Raw genomic sequence first — 17,764 nt, 5'->3', positions numbered from 1 at the left:
TGCGTGAATCATTTTATGTCATTCCCGCGGAGGCGGGAATCCAGCATAAAGCGAGATAAATCGAGCTTTTAATTTCAAAAATTTGCTGTATTTATACTTTTTTCTGGATCCCCGCCTACGCGGGGATGACATCGAGTAGGTTTTTCGGTCCACGCAACAATACCTCCTCGCAATGACAACTTGGGTGATCTATGCGGGCAATACCTATAGATCAACGCAACAACATCTCTAAACATTCTCCTTGAACCAATCGAAAGCTTTTTTAAAGAAGCTACTATTTTCATCAAGTCTAATATGAGCGAATTCTTTTTGCTGTTTTAGAGCATGAATTTTTAGCATTCCTATAGTTGCTGAATACATAGCAGGATTATAATCTTCTGTAAAACCGGCAATAATCTCGGGTTTACCGATTCTACTCTGTTTTTCAAAAATTTTATTTGAAAGCTCTTTAAGTCCTCTAAGCTGAGACCCACCACCGGTAATTACAACTCTAAAAACTTCAACCTGCCCTTTTGTTGCTTTATCATATTCGGCTTTTACCATTGATAATATTTCTTCGGCTCTCGCTCTTATTACCTCGGCTAATTTATAAATTGTTATGGAAGTATTTAAATTATGATGAGTATCAACCTGAAAATCATCCATATTTATAATACTATCTTTCTCAAATAAAGGTATAATTGCATTACCGTATAAAATTTTTAATTTCTCTGCCGTAACAAGATCAATACCAAAGACTTTAGCAATATCCGAGCTAATATGAAAACTACCTATATTTACATGCCACGTATATATTAATTTACCGGCAAAAAAAATGCCGAAAGAGGTAGTTTTATCGCCCATATCTATAATAAGCGAGCCTAGATTTTTTTCATCATTCGTAAGACAACTAATAGCAGAAGCATAAATTGCTAGAGTAATATTTGTGACTTCAACATGACATTTAGCGAAGCATTGTACAATATTTGATAACATATTTGAACTAGCTGCAATAATATGTAATTCACAACTAAGCTCTCTACCGTACATACCTATAGGATTCTCAACTGAATTATTATCAAGAGTAAATTCAAGAGGAAAATAATGAATAATTTCTTGGCTTTTAACTTTAAACTCAAGTAATGCTTTTTGTAGTAACTTTTTAATATCCTGCTGCGTTACGGTTTGCCCGTTAACTTTAATGGTATAATTAATATAATAAGATTTAGTATCGGCACCTGATAACGATAATATAACTTTTTTTATATTTTTACCGCAATCTTTTTCAAGTGCATAAATTGCCGAAACAATGCTAGTTTCAGCATTTTTTAAATCTGATATAACTCCTGATTTAATACCTTTAGAATGATGCAAATTTTGGCTAGCTACTTTAATTTCACCTTTTTTACTAATATAAGCAGCAATTACGGCAATCTTACTACTACCGAAATCAAGTGTCACAAAATTTGATATTTTCTCTTTCATTTTTTTATGTAAATTATTGTCACCCCGTGACTTGTTCACGGGGTCCAGTTAAAAATACTAATAACATTAGTATTTTTAGTTATTTTTCTGGATACCGTGGTCAAGCCACGGTATGACACAGTTTAGCTATATAGAAACTAATATTTCTCAATATAATACTTATTCTTATCCCTTAAATCCAAAGCCTTATAATTTTGGTTAAATAGCTTGTTTGCTTTATTAAGTGCATCAACATATTTTAATGCTTCTTCAAACTCTTTTTCAGGTAACTTAATACTTATATTACCTTTAAGATTTAAATTCCACCTTCTATCTCCGAGTCTTACGACAGCTGAAGTTTTATTCATTAATGCCGGATATTTCTGTAGCTCTAGTACTAATTTACCTGCGTAGATATTTGCCCCTTCCCCTACAACATGTAATAAATGAGGAAAAGGCTGAATATTTTTACTAATTTCATAACCTTCTTCATCGACTAAGAAAAGCTGATTATTAATTTGCCAAATAGCAATAGGTTCTCTTTCAAATAATTTTATATATACCGTATTTGGTAATCTTCTACTGACATATACTTCCTTGATCCATTTATTTTTCTTTAAATTATTTCTAATTTCGTCTAATTTAAGAGCAAAAATAGGACTGCCCTTATTCGCATTTAAAACCTTTAATATTGTAGGCTCATCGACATTTTGCTGTCCTTCGATGATAACATTCTCAAGTTTAAACCCGAGTTTTGTTGTTGTTTGATATATATTTGTTGTTAAGTAGGTTTTTATGCCGGCAAAATATTTTGTAAAAACAAATAGACATACAAAGATAATTAAAGCAATCTTAAGCCCTAATATTGCTTTTTTGTAAATTAGTCCTAATTTTCGGCGTAATGAGATATTATTAGTTTTTTTTGTTTGTTTTTTTTTATTGGAGCTTGTTTTTTTTCTCATGATTCAAAGCTTGCCGTCTTTATAATTTCTTCAATTAAGTTAGTAAAATTTATCCCTGCATAAGCTGCAATTTCCGGCACTATTGATAAAGGCGTCATACCTGGGTGAGTATTTATCTCCAAAGCATATAATTTGTTTTTCTGCTCTTCTAAAATAAATTCTGCTCTAGCAGGACCTTTACAATTCATTGTTTTATAAATTTTTTCTGATTCTATAAGTAATTTTTCATATAAATTAGCAGGTAGCGGAGCAGGACAAAGATGCTCAGCAAATCCTTCGGTATATTTAGCTTCATAATCATAGAAACGATTCTTTAGTAATTTAATTTCTAAAGCCCCAAGAGCTTTGCCGTTTAATACCGCTACTTGCAACTCTCGTCCTTTTATATACTGCTCTATTATCACCTGATCACCGTAAGGGAAATTATAATCGGCAAAGTTAAAATCATCTTCCTCAAATATCACCTCAACACCAATACTTGAACCTTGCGTAAGAGGCTTAATTACATATGGTCGTTTCATAGGATCATTTGCCATCTCTCGAAACTCTACTTCTAGAGGTAATTTGTGCGTCGATCCGGTACTCGCATCTGCGCAATCATTTTTGTACACTGCGGTGCGAGGTGAAGTGTCTCCTACAAATTCCTCTCTATAAGCGAGTTTGGAGAGATGGCTAATATTATCGTTTTTACTTACAACGATACTTTCTGCCATATTAATATTATTCGTTAAAAACCAGCTCCTAGAATGTATTTTATCGAATGCTAAAGCTGAAGATAACACGCCGCTATGAGTATAAGGAATTCGCATTATATTAAGTAACCCAGGCAAGCAACCATCTTCACCATATGTACCGTGTAGGCAGTTAAAAACAATATCAGGTTTTATTTCCTGTAATTTAACCGCAATATCCGCTCCCATATCAACAAAGGTAACTTTATATCCTAATTCAATTAAGGCTTTACTAACTCCTTCGCTTGATACTAAGGATACTTCACGCTCAGCAGACATACCGCCCGCTACTAACGCTATATGTTTTTTACCGGTACTACTTAATATTTTGACTTCAGAATGTTCCACCCAATGTATTTGATATTTCATATTATTTGTCATCCTGCGACTTATTTTTCGTCATTGCGAGGAAAAACTGTAAGTTTTGACGAAGCAATCCAGTAAAAAATGCTATAGATTAGCATTTTTTTATTATTTTTGCTGGATTGCCACGCAAGTACTACGACTGCTCGCAATGACGATTTTTAAACATACCTACCCAAACGTTTTATTTCCCACTTTAATTCAACGCCGCTATCTTCAAATACTTTCTGCCGGACAAAATCGCCTAAATCCTCTAAGTCCTTAGCGGTAGCATCGCCGTTATTGATCATAAAATTACAATGAAGTTCTGACATCGAAGCACCGCCTATTCTATAGCCTCTAAGTCCTGCTTTGTCAATAAGTTCCCAAGATTTAAGTCCTTCAGGATTTGCAAAAGTACTACCGCCTGTACGCTCTTTAATAGGCTGCGTAGCTGATCTTGCGTTATTTATTTCATTCATCCGTAATAATATATTTTCACTATCGCCTTTATTTACTTTAAAAACGGCTTTGAGAATAATTAAATCCTTTGGTAAATTATTACTGCGATATTTAAAACCGATTTCTTCATTTGTGAATACTCGAAAATTTCCTGCAAAGTCAATCGCTTCAATCTTCACTATAATATCTTTAAATTCAGAGCCGTAAGCACCGGCATTCATAACAACACCGCCACCGATAGTACCAGGAATACCTACTAAAAACTCAAAACCGGAAATAGCGTTTGCTTGACAGAATTTTGCTAAATTATAATTAAGGCAGCTACTACCTACTATTAGATGATCATCTATAAACTCAATATTACTAAAATTCTGACCGAGCTTTATTGTAACTCCTTCTATCCCCCCGTCTCTTATAATAATATTTGAGCCTGCACCAAAAGTAGTTATAGGTAATTTTTGCTTATTTTGTATTAAGAAACTTGCTAAATCTTCGCTATCAAAAGGTTTAAAGAAAATTTCGGCATTACCGCCTACTTTAAACCATGTCAGATGTTTTAAATTATAATCTTTTTTATACTCGCCTTTTACTATCGGTAAAATTAACATATTTTTACTGTCATCTTTTTTCTTGTGTGACGGATACCAAGTCGTCATTGCGAGAAGCGAAGCGACGCGGCAATCTCAAGAATTTTGTACTGCTTCATGAGATTGCCGCGTCGAGGCTTTGCCTATCCTCGCAAGGCGTTGTTGCGTGGACCAACTTCACCTCTGTCATCCCGTGGCTTGACCACGGGATCCAGTTAAAATACTAAAATTAGTATTTTTTATTGTTTTTATGGACCCCGTGGTCAAGCCACGGGGTGACACAGTGGGTTTTATCGGTCTACACAACAATGCCTCCTCGCAATGACGACTTGGTATCTATGGAATGACATCAAGTGCGGGATGATAATCTCCCATCTAATTCATTAGCAAAACTTGAAATATTACCTGCTCCCATCATAATTATCATATCACCGGAAGCTGCATTATCTATAATAACCCCGACCGCATCATCTAGCTGTGCTAGAAAATTTGCTTTATCGTGATGCTTATTCTTAGCAATTTTATCAACTAAATTTTGGCTTGTAATCCCTTCTATAGGCTCTTCTCCTGCAGCATATATATCGGTAATATAAATCATATCCGCATCATTAAAGCAAAGCATAAAATCATCAAATAAATGCTGCATTCTTGAATATCTGTGAGGCTGAAAAATAGCAATAACTTTACCGTTTTGTTTATTTGCTATATTTTTAGCCGTCGCAAGTGTTGCTTTGATTTCCTCGGGGTGATGAGCGTAATCATCGATAACCACCGCCTTATTATATTCAGCTACTTTAGTAAATCTTCTCTTTACACCCTTAAAATTATTGAAACCGTTTTTAATAGCTTTAATACCGAAATCTAATTCTATCCCAACGGCAATTGCAGCAAGACTATTTAAAATATTATGTCTTCCGGGCGTTGGAATAGTAATTTTTTCAATAATCGTTGTACCTAATACATTTGGTAGACTAATTTTTACGTCAAAAGTAGAGGAAGCAATATCAGTGTTAATATTAAACGCTATAATATGAGCATCTTCTGAATCGATTCCATAAGTAACAATCTTCCTTTCAGTAATATCATCTACTAACTTACGAACTATTTTATGATCGATACAACAAACGGCAAAACCGTAAAACGGCAAATTAGTAATAAAGCTTTTAAACGCACCAATTAATGTTTCAAAATCTTTATAATAATCTAAATGTTCAGGATCAATGTTAGTTATTATCGCAATAGTTGATGGAATATGAATAAACGTCGCATCCGATTCATCGGCCTCCGCAATTAAATAATTACTTGAACCAAGATATGCATTAGTCGATTTATTATTTATTATCCCGCCGTTAATAACTGTAGGACATAAACCGGCTGCCTCAAATAAACAAGCAATTAAAGAAGTAGTAGTGGTTTTACCGTGCGATCCCGAAACTGCTACCGAACATTTTAATCTCATAAGTTCAGCAAGCATTTCCGCACGCCTAATAATAGGAATTTTACGCTCTAATGCCTCTTTTATTTCAGGATTATTTGAATTAATTGCCGATGAAATAACAACATACGAAACATTGGTAATGTTCTGCTCGGCATGTCCTAAAAATATTTTAATGCCGTAGACTGCAAGCCTTTTAGTATTATAATTTTCTACTAGATCGGAACCTTGTACTTTATAACCTAGGTTATGTAATATCTCAGCAATACCGCTCATTCCAACGCCGCCGATACCTATAAAATGTATAGTTTCTAAGGTTTGATTAGTTTTTTTTAATTCAAGTAACAGCATCTAAGTTTAATCATTTAAAGTTGGGTTCTGCATATAGGTTTTAAGTAACATTGTCAAGCCCTAACTGTGTCATCCCGCGACTTGATCGCGGTATCCAGCTTAAAATATTAAAATCATTGATATTATAAAAGTTATTTTTTCTGGATCCCGTGGTCAAGCCACGGGATGACATCGGTTCTATCGAACTTTGCTTCGGAATAGAAGTTTCCTTGTAGCCCGCCGACTTTTAAATCAATTAAAAATTTAGCTATTTCTCCATTTTCTACAAATTCAGCTACTGTTTCAATACCTAAATCTTCTGAAATTTTAATTAATCTTTCTACGAAATACCTACTTTGTACATCACTTGTAATACTACGCACATATTTACCGTCAATTTTGATAATATCAATTGGTAAGCTTTGAAGTTGTTTAAAAGAAGTAAAACCTGAGCCAAAATCATCTAATGCAAATTTACATCCGTACTTACGTAGTTTATTAATAAATAAAGTTATTTTATCATAATTCTCATTGAAAGAAGTTTCTGTAATTTCAATAATTAAACGGTCCCGAACATTATGAGCTTTTAATAAGTTTTCTGCTATTTCCCATAAAGCTTCATCTCCTGTTCCTATATTTGAAATATTAACGGCTAACATTAAGTTTGGTTTGCTTGCAAGTTCGTTAACAGTCATTTCCAAAACAATTTGATCAATTATAAAAATTAATCCTTTATTTTCAGCAATAGGGATTATAGGACCTACGGAAATATAAATGCCGTTCTCATCAGGTATACGAAGTAGACATTCATAATAATGAACTTTCATGGTATTGCGATCTATTATAGGCTGATAAGCAAATCGCATAGTCTTTTTTGCTAAGGCTTGTCGTAATAAGTTAAGCTGAAGATTAGATTTTCTTATATTTTCCAAATCATGTTCTGTACTGCTATATTCACGGTAATAATAATTATTATTTTGTGAAAGTAACATATTTAATGTTTTTTCAATTTCTTTAGCATTATTACTTACTTTTGGAAATTTAATACTAGCAATATAACAATTCATATAAATTGCCGGCTTCTGTTCATTAATATAAAGCTGTGAAAATAAATATAATTTTCTAGCAAAATTTTTGATTAAGTCAGAATCAGTAGTATTTAGGATAAATAATATTCTATCTTTCTTTATTTTCTTAAACTTTGAAAAAATATTAAGTTCTTTGCTTACATCTTCAATGATTTGATCTAAATCTTCAATTATAAAATGCTTATCCTGCACTATAAATTCTATTTCATCACAATTAACTAATCTACAAGCAAAACATACGCCTTTTTCCAATTTATCTATCTCATCTTGTAAATCTTTATAATCCGTTATTAATTCCGACATTGCCATTTTTATCATAAAATTATATACTTAAGAATATTAGGACATTTTTACTGTAAATGAAATAAAAATATGAGCCGCATAGAAAGGATACAAGAAAAATTAAGTGTGTTAAAACCACATTTTCAAGAAATAATAGATGAAAGCTATAAACATGCTAGTCATTATGACGGGATTCACAGCCATATAAAAATAATAATTGCTGCAGAAACATTACAGGGAAAAAGCCTAATTGCCAATCATCGCACTATTAATAACTTACTTGCCGATGAATTTAATAGCGGCTTACATGCTTTATCTATAGAGGTAATATGAAAACAAATAATATTTTAAAAGTAGCCGTTGGAGCTAGCAGCGTAGCACAAAAAACCTTAAATAGTATAGCGGATAAAAGCTGTGGCATAATTGAGGATAAAATACTTAAAGGTAATTACGTCACTCGCGAAGAATTTGAAAAATTACAAACTTTAGTAATAAAACTAAAAAAAGAATTAACAGAGTTAAGCGGTAAATAATTAATCAACTAGCTTTAGAATTTTCTATTTTTGCTTTTAGCTGTTCTATTTCTTCTTTAGATAATCCTGTGAACTCTATTATTTGCTGAACAGTTTTACCTTGTTTTAGCATCATTTGTATTAATTCTGCTTTACCCTCTACTTTCCCCTCAGCTTTACCTTTTTCAAAATTTTCAGATAAAGCTATTTCTTCGGCATCTTCCATTAATTTTGCTCTTATATAGGCGTCATATTCTTCGGGGATGAGGTTGTGCATTTCAATTACATTATACGCATCTAGTACTTTCTCGCTCTTTATATTTGCAGACGGACTAGTTTCGTTTTCTGCACACTTAAATAAATGTAGCCACTCATCTATAGTATTATCAAACTTATCTTTATCAAACTTTTTAAGCTCTATAAATACATAGGAAAAATCAAATAAATATTGCTTATTTGTTTTAGTTTCAAGCATTTTATGAAGACTTATACAAGGTACTTCATCATCAAAAATTTTAGTCTTAATAAGAGAAATAACTATTACCGGTAATAAATCTTTATGCTTTATTCCTTTAGTCAGTTGCTGTACGTAAGAATGAGCAGAATAATATTGTACTCTTTTTAAATAATCGCTTTCATTTCTTTTTTGCATCTCGATTATATACCAGCTACCGGCTTCATCTTTAACCTTTAAATCAAATATGCTTTTTTCCCTTTATCAATAATAGGTACTTGCTCTACAGGTATAAATTCTATTTCTTTAATTCTAAACCCCTCAGGTAGTTCAAGAACTGCATTGATAAATTCCTTTAACCTTTCTAAATCACGAAAGATTTTTTTAAATAAACTATCATTTGTAGGATCTAAATATCTTTGCATATTAATTATTACTTTTTAGTATTACTTATATTATATAACTTTTTAAGTAATAAGTAAATAATACTAGAATGTATACTTTTAATAGGTTCTTGCGTGCGGAAAATTAAATTAATCTATTTTTTGACAAAAATTATGTCTTTTGATCAGTTCTGATTGATATTATTGCTGACATGCCGGGGACTAGATTAGCATTTGGGGATTCAAAATCTATTAAAATAGGTACACGTTGTACGATTTTAGTAAAATTACCTGTAGCATTATCGGGTGGGATTAAACTAAATTTAGAACCGGTAGCAGGAGCGATATTACGAATCTTCCCGTAAATTATTTTTTAGGCAAAGCATCAAATTCAATTTTGACTTTCATGCCGGACTTAAATTTCTTAATTTGCGTTTCTTTAAAATTAGCCTGAATATACATAGTATTATCTTGAACTATAGAAAACAACGCCCTACCCGGTACTATATAATTTCCGACTTCTAAACTACTATTACCGAATATACCTGGTACCATAGCAATAAGTTTAGTATTTTGTAAGCTCCTTAACGTTACTTTTTTGTTTTCCGTTAGCTCTTTAAGTTTTTCCTGTTCTGCTGCTTTTTCAAGCTCAAGAAGTTGTAAATTTTGCTTAGATATATCTAAATCTAACTGTGCTTGTTTATAATCCGTTTTGGCTTTTTGATATGCGTTTTTAGAATCATCTAACGTTTTAGAGCTAGCAAATTTTGCCTTATTTAATTCCTGCACTCTAGTAAAATCTGTTGAAACAATATCAAATCTTATTTTAGTAAGCTTTAATTTTTCAGACGCTTGCTCTAGGCTAATCTGCCCTATTGAGATTTTTTGCTCTATAATTTCTATATTTTTTATGCAAGCTTCAATAGATGCTTCAAGTGCTGCAAGCTTTGCCTTATAATCTCTATCGTCAATTTCTCCTATCAGATCGCCTTTATTAACTTTAGTATTATCGGTAACAAATAACTTTGTTAAAACACCGCTAACTTCAGCACTAACATTTGAAATATCTGCATCTATGTAAGCATTATCCGTGGATTGTGTATTTGCCCAAACATAAATTCTATATCCCAAATAAATAAATATTATTAAGGCTATAATAATTACATATTTAGTAAATGGATGATGTTTATATTTGTCGATAGCTTGTTGTAATACACTCGGCATAATTAACTTTACCAATACCCTCTATGTTTAAAAAAATAACAAATTGGTATAGAAAGAATATATATAACTGCAATTAACGGCAGTGAATACCATGGATATATGATAAGATTTATAATAACAATAGCAACTAAAATCATTGCAAGCGATAAATATTCAGGTTTAATACTCAAATTTTTTGTTGAGATTGTAGGAAGCCTACTAGCAAGTAGAAAAGCTATAATAGCCAAATATATATTAATTGTTATAGTGTGAGTACGGGTATTAATATTTAATAACGTACCGATTTCAAAATCTATCATTACAGGCGTTAAAGCAAGTAAAGCACCGCATGGGGCAGGTACACCGGTAAAAAAATATTCAGTTTTTTTATCTTGTTTCGGTTGATAAATACCAACGTTAAAGCGAGCTAAACGTAGTGCCATACACACTATAAATAATAGCATTACTGCTGATGAAAATACCTTATATTCATATTGCTGAAAAGACCATAAATATATTAAATAAGCAGGAGCTATACCGAAATTAGCAAAATCACATAATGAATCAAGCTCTGCACCAAATGGGCTAGCTGCATTTAGCATCCTTGCTATTCTACCATCGATACCGTCAATAATTGCCGCTACTATAATGCAATATACCGCAAGTTCCCATCTGCTATCCAAAGCAAATTTTATAGAACTCATACCGGTTACTAAACCAAGCAACGTAATAAAGTTAGGAATTAATTTTATTAGAGGTACAGGCTTAGTTATTATAGATTTACGAATTTTTAACAATTTTTATACTCAAAATGTATTTATCACGTCATTACGAGGAAAAACTATAAGTTTTATACGTCCGCAATCTCAGGATACTTGATAAGATTACAGCAAAGCTTCGCTCCTCGCAAGGCATTGTTGCGTGGATAGATTTTTCGTCATTGCAAGAAGAATTACGCAGTAATTCGACGAAGCAAGGAAGAAAAAATTCTGTATATCAGAATTTTTTTAATTATTTTTCTGGATTGCCACGTCGTTTCGCTCCTCGCAATGACGGTTTGGGCATCCACGCAACAATGCCTCCTCGCAATGACGACCTTGAAGTTACGAGACTACTTCCTCTCAAACTTAAATTCTGCCGTCTTTTTACGTCCAAAATCAGCAATGATAGTTTCACCACCTATAGCAGTCTGCCCTTTACTCACTAATAAAGCTGTTTTCAACGGTAGATAAACATCTACTCTGCTACCGAAACGAATTATACCGTATCGCTCGCCCGTTTTAACTTCATTACCCTCTTCTAAATCACAAACTATACGCCTTGCTATAAGTCCGGCTATTTGAACAAAAACAATTTTCTGCCCTTGATCAGTTTCCATTAATACTGACTGACGCTCATTATAAATACTAGCTTTATCAAGTGAAGCATTAAAAAACTTTCCGGGATTATAATGAAGTGCTAAAATTTTTCCGTTTGCCGGGATTCTATTAACATGGACATTAAAAATATTTAGAAAAATACTAACTCTAATCATTTCCACATCACCAAGACCTAATTCCGGGGGCGGCAACGCTTCCTTAATTTCTTGAATTATTCCGTCTGCAGGACTTATTACCAGATCATCACTTATAGGCACAAAGCGATCAGGATTACGGAAAAAATAAATACACCAAGCAGTAGCGATAAATCCAATACAGCCAAGTTTTTCATTAAATGATGCTAATAAAAAACTTACTAATGCAAAGCTAGCAATAAATATATATCCTTCGCGGTGAATAATTTTAAATAAATCATTATATTGTTTCATTTTAATCTCTACGAATCTCCTTATTATTTTTAACTATGCCTGCTCTGCTTTATCCTCTTGGTTCTCACTCTCATTTTTATCTTCTTCTTGAGGTGTAGTCTGGGCTTCTTGAGCAGAACCAAGAGCATATACGCATAAATCCGGAAGTGGAACACCGTTTTTTTTGGCAAGATCATTTAGCTGTGATATTGCTTTCATAACCTCATCAGGAATAGTACCGCCTCTTTCGTCAGATAACCATTTTGCTTGAAATTGTAGTGGATGATGCCCTTCTTGAGGCGTACCTATATAAAACTTAAACTTGGCTCTTTGTCCACCAAAATCGCAGTCAAATTCAAACTCTTTATAATGTGCCATAACTTTATGAATTAATAATTATATTAATATTATTATATTCTAACAATAAAAATGCAAATCTAAAATAATTTCTGTCCAAGAGGTTACTGTATCAGTTACTTTAAAGCTAATTAAATGCTTTTTTGCTACAAATTATAAGATTTTCTTGAAATAGGAACTACTATTCCTTCTAAAATCTTATTAATTTTCGCTATAAAATCTCTTTAATTATCAATTAAAATAACTGATACATATAACCTCTAATATTTTTTAAGTTTCTTAGTAATATAACGATTTGAATATATAAATTTATTGTTAGAATCTATAATTATCCCGCCTGCTTCCTTAATAAGAAGCTCAAAGGCATAATATAATGTAAAATTTAATAATGATAAACATATTAAATCCGCTTTACCTGATGCTACAAGCGTAGCTCCGTAGCAAGGAGAGCCAAAAGATCTAATATTATCTACCTCTATTTCCTCCGAATCATTATGATTTACATCTTCAATAATTGCTAAACAGTTTTTTAAATCGGCATTATCGGAAACTCTAAGTCTTAATCCTTGATAATTAGAGTTTAAATTATTTTTTTCTATCCAAGCTCCTTTACCTTTTTCAGCATAATAAATTTCATTAAGAGCAGGAAAATATATTACTGTAGAAGTAGGAGTTAAAACTTCTTGATTCCTTTTTAAATAAGTTACGGATATCGCAAAAAAAGGTATGCTTCTAGCGAAATTATTTGGACTATCTATAGGATTAATTAAAAAGACACTCTCATAGTTATTATTTAAATCAAACTGATCCTCTGGAAAAAATAAATATTGTGTATGTTTTTGTAATTCTTCACATAATAAAGTTTTTAATCTTAAATAGGATCGCTTACAAAATTCTTCGTTTCTTACAGAATTTTTTTGCAGCATTTCGAGTTCTAAAAAATCTCTATGCAAAAACTTAACTGCTTTACGCAGGGCATTAATTAATAAATTAGTTATAGGTTGCATTTTATTTTAATAGTTAATTTATTACAGCGTCATACCGTGGATAAATCGGCATTGTTGCATGGTTCGAAAAATCTACTCGATGTCATTCCTGCGAAAGCAGGAATCCATTATAAAGCGAGATAAATCGAGCTTTTAGTTTTAAAAACTTGTTATATTTATACTTTTTTTTGGATTCCTGCTTTCGCAGGAATGACATTAAACTTACTTTGCCCTTTCGACATATGTCATATCATCAGTTTTAACAACAATTTTTTCTCCTACTTCTAAATATTGCGGGACCTTAACTTTAATACCGTTTTCTAAAATTGCCGGCTTATAAGAAGCGGTAGCGGTTGCTCCTTTTATTACCGGATCAGTTTCATTAATTTCAAGTATAACAGTTGGAGGAAGCTCAATATTTAAAGGCTTTTCATTATAAAATTCGACTTTAATAATCATATTTTCAGTTAAGAAAGGTAATTTTTCTTCTAAAATTTCCTTAGGAACATTTATTTGTTCAAAATGTTTGGTGTCCATCAATACCAAATCATCACCTTCAAAATATAAAAATTGATAATCTTTTTGTTCAAGTTCGGCTTTTTCTAAATAATCGGAAGAACTGAATCTTTCGTTACGTTTTGTCCCTGTTTTTAAATTTTTCATCTCAACTTGTACATAAGCTCCACCTTTCCCTGGTTGAGTATGTTCCGGTGTTTTGCTTACAACCCATAAATCATTATTATAAACTAATATGTTACCTGTTCTAATTGAATTTGCTAAAATTTTCATATATTATACATTTAAGACTTAAAATTAAAGTATAAATATACAAATTATTTCCTTTAAAAACAAGAATTTAATCTTATGACCACAATATTAGTAGTAGATGATATAGAAACCAATATTAAGTTACTAACAGCCAAACTTTTAAAAGAGTATTATACGGTTCTTACTGCAAATAGTGGCAAAGAAACACTAGCAATTCTTAAAAAAGGAAAAATTGATATTATACTACTTGATGTTATGATGCCGGAAATGGATGGATTTGAGGTATGTAAAACGATAAAAACCGATCCGGAAACTACTCATATACCGGTCGTAATGGTAACTGCACTTTCTGATATTGATGATCGAGTTAAAGGTCTTGAGGCAGGTGCTGATGAGTTTTTAACAAAGCCGATTAACGATACTGCTCTATTTGTAAGACTTAAATCGCTATCTAGAATGAAAAGCTTAATTGATGAGTTAAAGCTTCGTAATAGCACTAATGCATTATTAGGCGTAACAAATATCGAAATGCATGACACTTTTGCAGATAAAAAAATATTACTAATTAATGATGATGTAGTACAAGCTAAAAATATAAAACAAATGTTACTTAAGATTACCCAAAACGTAAAGGTAATAAGTAATTCCGATGAATTAGATATTATAAATGAATATACACCCGATTTAGTAATTATCAGTAGTACGCTCGAAAATGAAGATCCTTTGAGAATCAGTGTTATTTTAAGAGGTAAAGCAGAAATAAGCGGCGTGGTAATAATTTTACAAATTGATGAAGACGGTATGCCTTTAGTTGTGAAAGGTATTGAACTCGGTATTAATGATTATTTCATTTATCCTATAGAGGAAAGCGAATTACTTGCTAGAATTAGAACACAATTAAGGCGTAAGCAATATCAAGATAATTTACGTAATGACCTTGAACAAAGTGTTAATTTAGCAGCTAAAGACGGCTTAACCGGCTTATTTAATCGTCGCTATTTCGATATACACCTCAAACAAATGATTGAGAAAGCTAATAAAGAAAGTATTAAATTATATTTACTTATGTGCGATATCGACAATTTTAAACACGTAAACGATACTTACGGTCATCAAGCAGGCGATAAGGTTTTAACGATTGTATCCCGTATTTTGAAGAATACTCTCAGAGTAACAGACTTAATAGCAAGATTCGGCGGTGAAGAATTTACTATACTTTTAACGGATATAGATATTTCTAAAGCAATTGAAACTGCAGAAAGAGTTAGAGTTAAAATAGAATATATGGATTTTCACATTGAAGATCAAATTGAACCTTTAAAAAAAACTATTTCAATCGGAGTTACGAAATATAAAAAAGAAGAATCAATAGAATCTTTTATTGAACGTGCTGACAAAGCTATGTATGAAGCTAAAACAACGGGTAAAAATAAAGTAGTAAAATTATAATTGATTTTTTAAAGTAAAAAAATAATGAGAAATTCTTTCAAAAAACATCTTGATTTACCATATAGACCAGGAGTCGGCATGATGATATTAAATGCCGATAACCATATATTCGTCGGTAAAAGAATAGATACAAAAATATCTGCATGGCAAATGCCGCAAGGTGGGATAGTTCCCGGCGAAACACCAAGTATTGCAGCAATGCGTGAGATGTTAGAAGAAATAGGAAGCGATAAAGGATATATTATTGCCGAAAGCAAATGCTGGTATAGTTATGATGTACCAAGCTTTTTAATACCTAAATTGTGGAACGGTAATTTTCGTGGACAAAAACAACGCTGGTTTTTAATTAGATTTACAGGAAATAACGAAGATATTAATATAAATACCTCTAATCCGGAATTCGACCAATGGCGTTGGACATCACTTGACGAACTATTATCTATTATAATTCCTTTCAAACGGAAACTTTATCAAGCAGTCGTAAAAGAATTTGAATCATTAATTCAGTAAAAATTTTATATATATCTCTCATAAATGAAGAGTTGGTAGACGAAGTTTAATTTGGAAAAGAGCAAGGCATCTTGAAGCTGATAAACGCAGCGTACATACTAGTATGTGAGGATTATCAGCAAAAGATAACGTAGCCAATTTTTCAAATTAAACGAGTATACTTAATTATTTAGAGCCTCTTGATCCTCTATTTGACCTAAACATATATTATATTGATCACTATCATCATGGTAATCAGAATTTATATGTACCTTAATTTTATTAGCCAGGTATCTTACGCCTAATATACTTAATGTTACTGCTGTTGTAATACAGATAAATATAGTATTGTAGCAGCACTATTTACCTCTCTATCACCTTCAATTAATTCATTTATAGCACTAAATAATGAAGTATCCGTATCATTGCCTAAAGTAAATACAACACATTCATTTGTTCCTCTAGACAATAAACTAATATCTTTATCGCAACTAGATTCAATCATATAATATGTACTATCATTCTTTATTAAAAGTTATAATTATTATCACCGATTATATGTGCAGTAAATACATTTACTAGGTTAGATATAGTTATATTAGCAATAAAATCTTTTACTTCTCTTATATGAAATAAGTTTATAATAAAATTACTTAGACAGTGATTTGTTGTTGTTTCAGTTTCCCAATTAACCGTATCAATTTGAGCCTCCGGCATTAAAAACCATGAATTTATATCTTCAAACGCAAATTTTAGTTCTCTAACCAATCCACATAAAATATATTTTTTATCAGCAATATGTACAAAGGTATGTTCAGGATGCTCATCTAAAAAATATGTAGAACTATTAGAAAAAGGTTTTAAATGTACAGAATATACATTATTTCTATTAAGGCTTTGGTCATAACTATTTTCACTAGAATCAGCTGATATTAAATTTGGTAATAAAATAAGTCTACAAAAATAACCGATTAAATTAACTATATTTGGTAAAAATTTAATATGATAATTTGGCATAATGTTACCTTATGTTTATTATAAACATGCCTTATTATTAAATATTATTAAGATTATTGTTATAATTCAATTAATTTAATAAGAAATCATCGTTTAGCTGTTGATACTTGTGTGATTTTTGCTATTATTCTTTTTACTTAAGAATTAATACTTTCTATCAATATAAAGTCACTTTCCGTAAGACCGTCGATTTTATGAGTCCATATTTCCACACTACATGCTCCTCAAGATATAGTTAAATCGGGATGATGTGCTTCCTGCTCTGCAATTTCAGTTATCTTATTTGCAAATTCCATAGCTTTTACAAAATTAGAAAATTTATATTTTTTATAAAGATACCCTAATGGAAGTGTTGAGAGATAAGGAATTAAACAGAGAATTACAGGAAGGATATTTTTTTAGAAAAATTTGTGTTTAAATTTAAGATAAATTTTGGTCAGTATATACAAAATTAGTAGAAATTTTGTTACTATCTATGTGTTATCTATGATAATATTAGCTAACCGTTAAAACGGTTAATCGTTTCAAATTAAAACATATAGCCTTCATAAATTCAAAGAATTGATTTTTGACAATACCAATATATCTGACACGTTTATTATCTTGTGAAAATACTCTTTCAAAAGGTGCTCTAATTTTTGTATAATATTTATCAAGGTCAAAATTCTTATCTTGCATGTTATTTCTCTTTACAGCAC

At 31.5% G+C, this 17,764-nt stretch carries 20 protein-coding genes and 3 pseudogenes; 4 read left to right on the top strand and 19 right to left on the bottom strand.

The genetic code is table 11. From position 1 onward, the window contains the following. Nucleotides 1–228 precede the first annotated feature (228 nt). From ftsA to SB78_RS00925, 7 genes are all read right to left on the bottom strand, one after another. Entirely contained in the window at nucleotides 229–1,464 is a 1,236-nt protein-coding gene (gene ftsA / locus SB78_RS00950; protein WP_041077787.1) for a cell division protein FtsA, read from the bottom strand. A gap of 137 nt (nucleotides 1,465–1,601) precedes the next feature. After that, nucleotides 1,602–2,405, bottom strand: a complete 804-nt coding sequence (locus tag SB78_RS00945) for a cell division protein FtsQ/DivIB (protein ID WP_041077785.1) — start codon at nucleotides 2,403–2,405, stop codon at nucleotides 1,602–1,604. Next, nucleotides 2,402–3,505: a palindromic element RPE1 domain-containing protein gene (locus SB78_RS09545; protein WP_041077855.1), complete on the bottom strand. Its 1,104-nt coding sequence runs from the start codon at nucleotides 3,503–3,505 to the stop codon at nucleotides 2,402–2,404. Before SB78_RS09545 ends, SB78_RS00945 begins: the two co-directional genes overlap by 4 nt. A 155-nt stretch (nucleotides 3,506–3,660) precedes the next feature. Beyond that, nucleotides 3,661–4,548: a UDP-N-acetylmuramate dehydrogenase gene (murB, locus tag SB78_RS00935; RefSeq protein ID WP_041077783.1), complete on the bottom strand. Its 888-nt coding sequence runs from the start codon at nucleotides 4,546–4,548 to the stop codon at nucleotides 3,661–3,663. A gap of 328 nt (nucleotides 4,549–4,876) precedes the next feature. Then, a complete protein-coding gene (gene murC / locus SB78_RS00930) occupies nucleotides 4,877–6,313 on the bottom strand; it encodes a UDP-N-acetylmuramate--L-alanine ligase (RefSeq protein WP_041077781.1) in 1,437 nt (478 codons plus the stop codon). Nucleotides 6,314–6,353: 40 nt separating this feature from the next. Beyond that, the gene (locus SB78_RS09005) at nucleotides 6,354–6,485 is read right to left on the bottom strand and encodes a palindromic element RPE4 domain-containing protein (protein ID WP_146624987.1); all 132 of its coding nucleotides are present in this window, start codon (nucleotides 6,483–6,485) and stop codon (nucleotides 6,354–6,356) included. Beyond that, entirely contained in the window at nucleotides 6,445–7,698 is a 1,254-nt protein-coding gene (locus SB78_RS00925) for an EAL domain-containing protein (protein WP_041077780.1), read from the bottom strand. Before SB78_RS00925 ends, SB78_RS09005 begins: the two co-directional genes overlap by 41 nt. Before the next feature lie 54 nt (nucleotides 7,699–7,752). Between SB78_RS00925 and SB78_RS00920 the strand changes: the two genes are divergently transcribed. Together SB78_RS00920 and SB78_RS00915 are read left to right on the top strand one after the other, a co-directional pair. Further along, complete coding sequence (locus SB78_RS00920; RefSeq protein WP_041077778.1) at nucleotides 7,753–7,995, top strand: BolA family protein; 243 nt, start codon at nucleotides 7,753–7,755, stop codon at nucleotides 7,993–7,995. Next, nucleotides 7,992–8,195, top strand: coding sequence for a hypothetical protein (locus SB78_RS00915; protein ID WP_041077776.1), 204 nt, complete (start codon nucleotides 7,992–7,994; stop codon nucleotides 8,193–8,195). The genes SB78_RS00920 and SB78_RS00915 overlap by 4 nt, the downstream gene beginning before the upstream one ends. A gap of 4 nt (nucleotides 8,196–8,199) precedes the next feature. Here the strand turns inward: SB78_RS00915 and SB78_RS07465 are convergent, their stop codons facing one another. The 8 genes and pseudogenes from SB78_RS07465 to efp form a co-directional block, all read right to left on the bottom strand. Continuing rightward, on the bottom strand, nucleotides 8,200–8,826 hold the full coding sequence (locus tag SB78_RS07465) for an Rpn family recombination-promoting nuclease/putative transposase (protein WP_081420881.1): 627 nt from the start codon (nucleotides 8,824–8,826) through the stop codon (nucleotides 8,200–8,202). A 38-nt stretch (nucleotides 8,827–8,864) separates the two neighbouring features. Beyond that, nucleotides 8,865–9,053: a hypothetical protein gene (locus SB78_RS00900; RefSeq protein WP_041077773.1), complete on the bottom strand. Its 189-nt coding sequence runs from the start codon at nucleotides 9,051–9,053 to the stop codon at nucleotides 8,865–8,867. Between the two features lie 130 nt (nucleotides 9,054–9,183). After that, nucleotides 9,184–10,235 (bottom strand): annotated as a pseudogene (locus SB78_RS00895) (HlyD family secretion protein). Between the two features lie 8 nt (nucleotides 10,236–10,243). Continuing rightward, complete coding sequence (locus SB78_RS00890) at nucleotides 10,244–11,011, bottom strand: CDP-alcohol phosphatidyltransferase family protein (protein WP_008580317.1); 768 nt, start codon at nucleotides 11,009–11,011, stop codon at nucleotides 10,244–10,246. A gap of 314 nt (nucleotides 11,012–11,325) precedes the next feature. Next, nucleotides 11,326–12,021, bottom strand: coding sequence for a phosphatidylserine decarboxylase (locus tag SB78_RS00885; RefSeq protein ID WP_011271361.1), 696 nt, complete (start codon nucleotides 12,019–12,021; stop codon nucleotides 11,326–11,328). 33 nt (nucleotides 12,022–12,054) lie between these two features. Next, nucleotides 12,055–12,378, bottom strand: a complete 324-nt coding sequence (locus SB78_RS00880; protein ID WP_041077769.1) for a DUF2610 domain-containing protein — start codon at nucleotides 12,376–12,378, stop codon at nucleotides 12,055–12,057. 239 nt (nucleotides 12,379–12,617) lie between these two features. Continuing rightward, nucleotides 12,618–13,364 (bottom strand): inositol monophosphatase family protein, encoded by a 747-nt coding sequence (locus tag SB78_RS00875; protein ID WP_041077767.1) that lies wholly within the window; start codon nucleotides 13,362–13,364, stop codon nucleotides 12,618–12,620. Between the two features lie 201 nt (nucleotides 13,365–13,565). Beyond that, on the bottom strand, nucleotides 13,566–14,132 hold the full coding sequence (efp, locus tag SB78_RS00870) for an elongation factor P (protein ID WP_041077764.1): 567 nt from the start codon (nucleotides 14,130–14,132) through the stop codon (nucleotides 13,566–13,568). A 75-nt stretch (nucleotides 14,133–14,207) separates the two neighbouring features. Here efp and SB78_RS00865 point away from each other — a divergent pair, with 75 nt between their 5' ends. Both SB78_RS00865 and SB78_RS00860 read left to right on the top strand, forming a co-directional pair. Further along, a complete protein-coding gene (locus SB78_RS00865; RefSeq protein WP_041077762.1) occupies nucleotides 14,208–15,560 on the top strand; it encodes a PleD family two-component system response regulator in 1,353 nt (450 codons plus the stop codon). 24 nt (nucleotides 15,561–15,584) lie between these two features. Beyond that, nucleotides 15,585–16,070, top strand: coding sequence for an RNA pyrophosphohydrolase (locus SB78_RS00860; protein ID WP_041077760.1), 486 nt, complete (start codon nucleotides 15,585–15,587; stop codon nucleotides 16,068–16,070). 295 nt (nucleotides 16,071–16,365) lie between these two features. On the opposite strand, the gene SB78_RS09870 is transcribed toward SB78_RS00860, so the two are convergent. The 4 genes and pseudogenes from SB78_RS09870 to SB78_RS00845 form a co-directional block, all read right to left on the bottom strand. Then, on the bottom strand, nucleotides 16,366–16,554 hold the full coding sequence (locus SB78_RS09870) for a hypothetical protein (RefSeq protein WP_199402682.1): 189 nt from the start codon (nucleotides 16,552–16,554) through the stop codon (nucleotides 16,366–16,368). Between the two features lie 221 nt (nucleotides 16,555–16,775). Beyond that, nucleotides 16,776–17,066: pseudogene (locus SB78_RS00850) on the bottom strand (hypothetical protein); the annotation flags it as partial. 137 nt (nucleotides 17,067–17,203) lie between these two features. Continuing rightward, nucleotides 17,204–17,407 (bottom strand): annotated as a pseudogene (locus SB78_RS07460) (4a-hydroxytetrahydrobiopterin dehydratase); the annotation flags it as partial. A 154-nt stretch (nucleotides 17,408–17,561) separates the two neighbouring features. Beyond that, nucleotides 17,562–17,764 (bottom strand): hypothetical protein (locus tag SB78_RS00845; protein WP_041077758.1); only part of this gene is annotated, 203 nt, incomplete at its 5' end.

It is taken from the genome of Rickettsia asembonensis, assembly GCF_000828125.2.
Classification (GTDB): Bacteria; Pseudomonadota; Alphaproteobacteria; order Rickettsiales; family Rickettsiaceae; genus Rickettsia; species Rickettsia asembonensis.
This window is presented reverse-complemented; position numbering and strand designations above follow the sequence as displayed.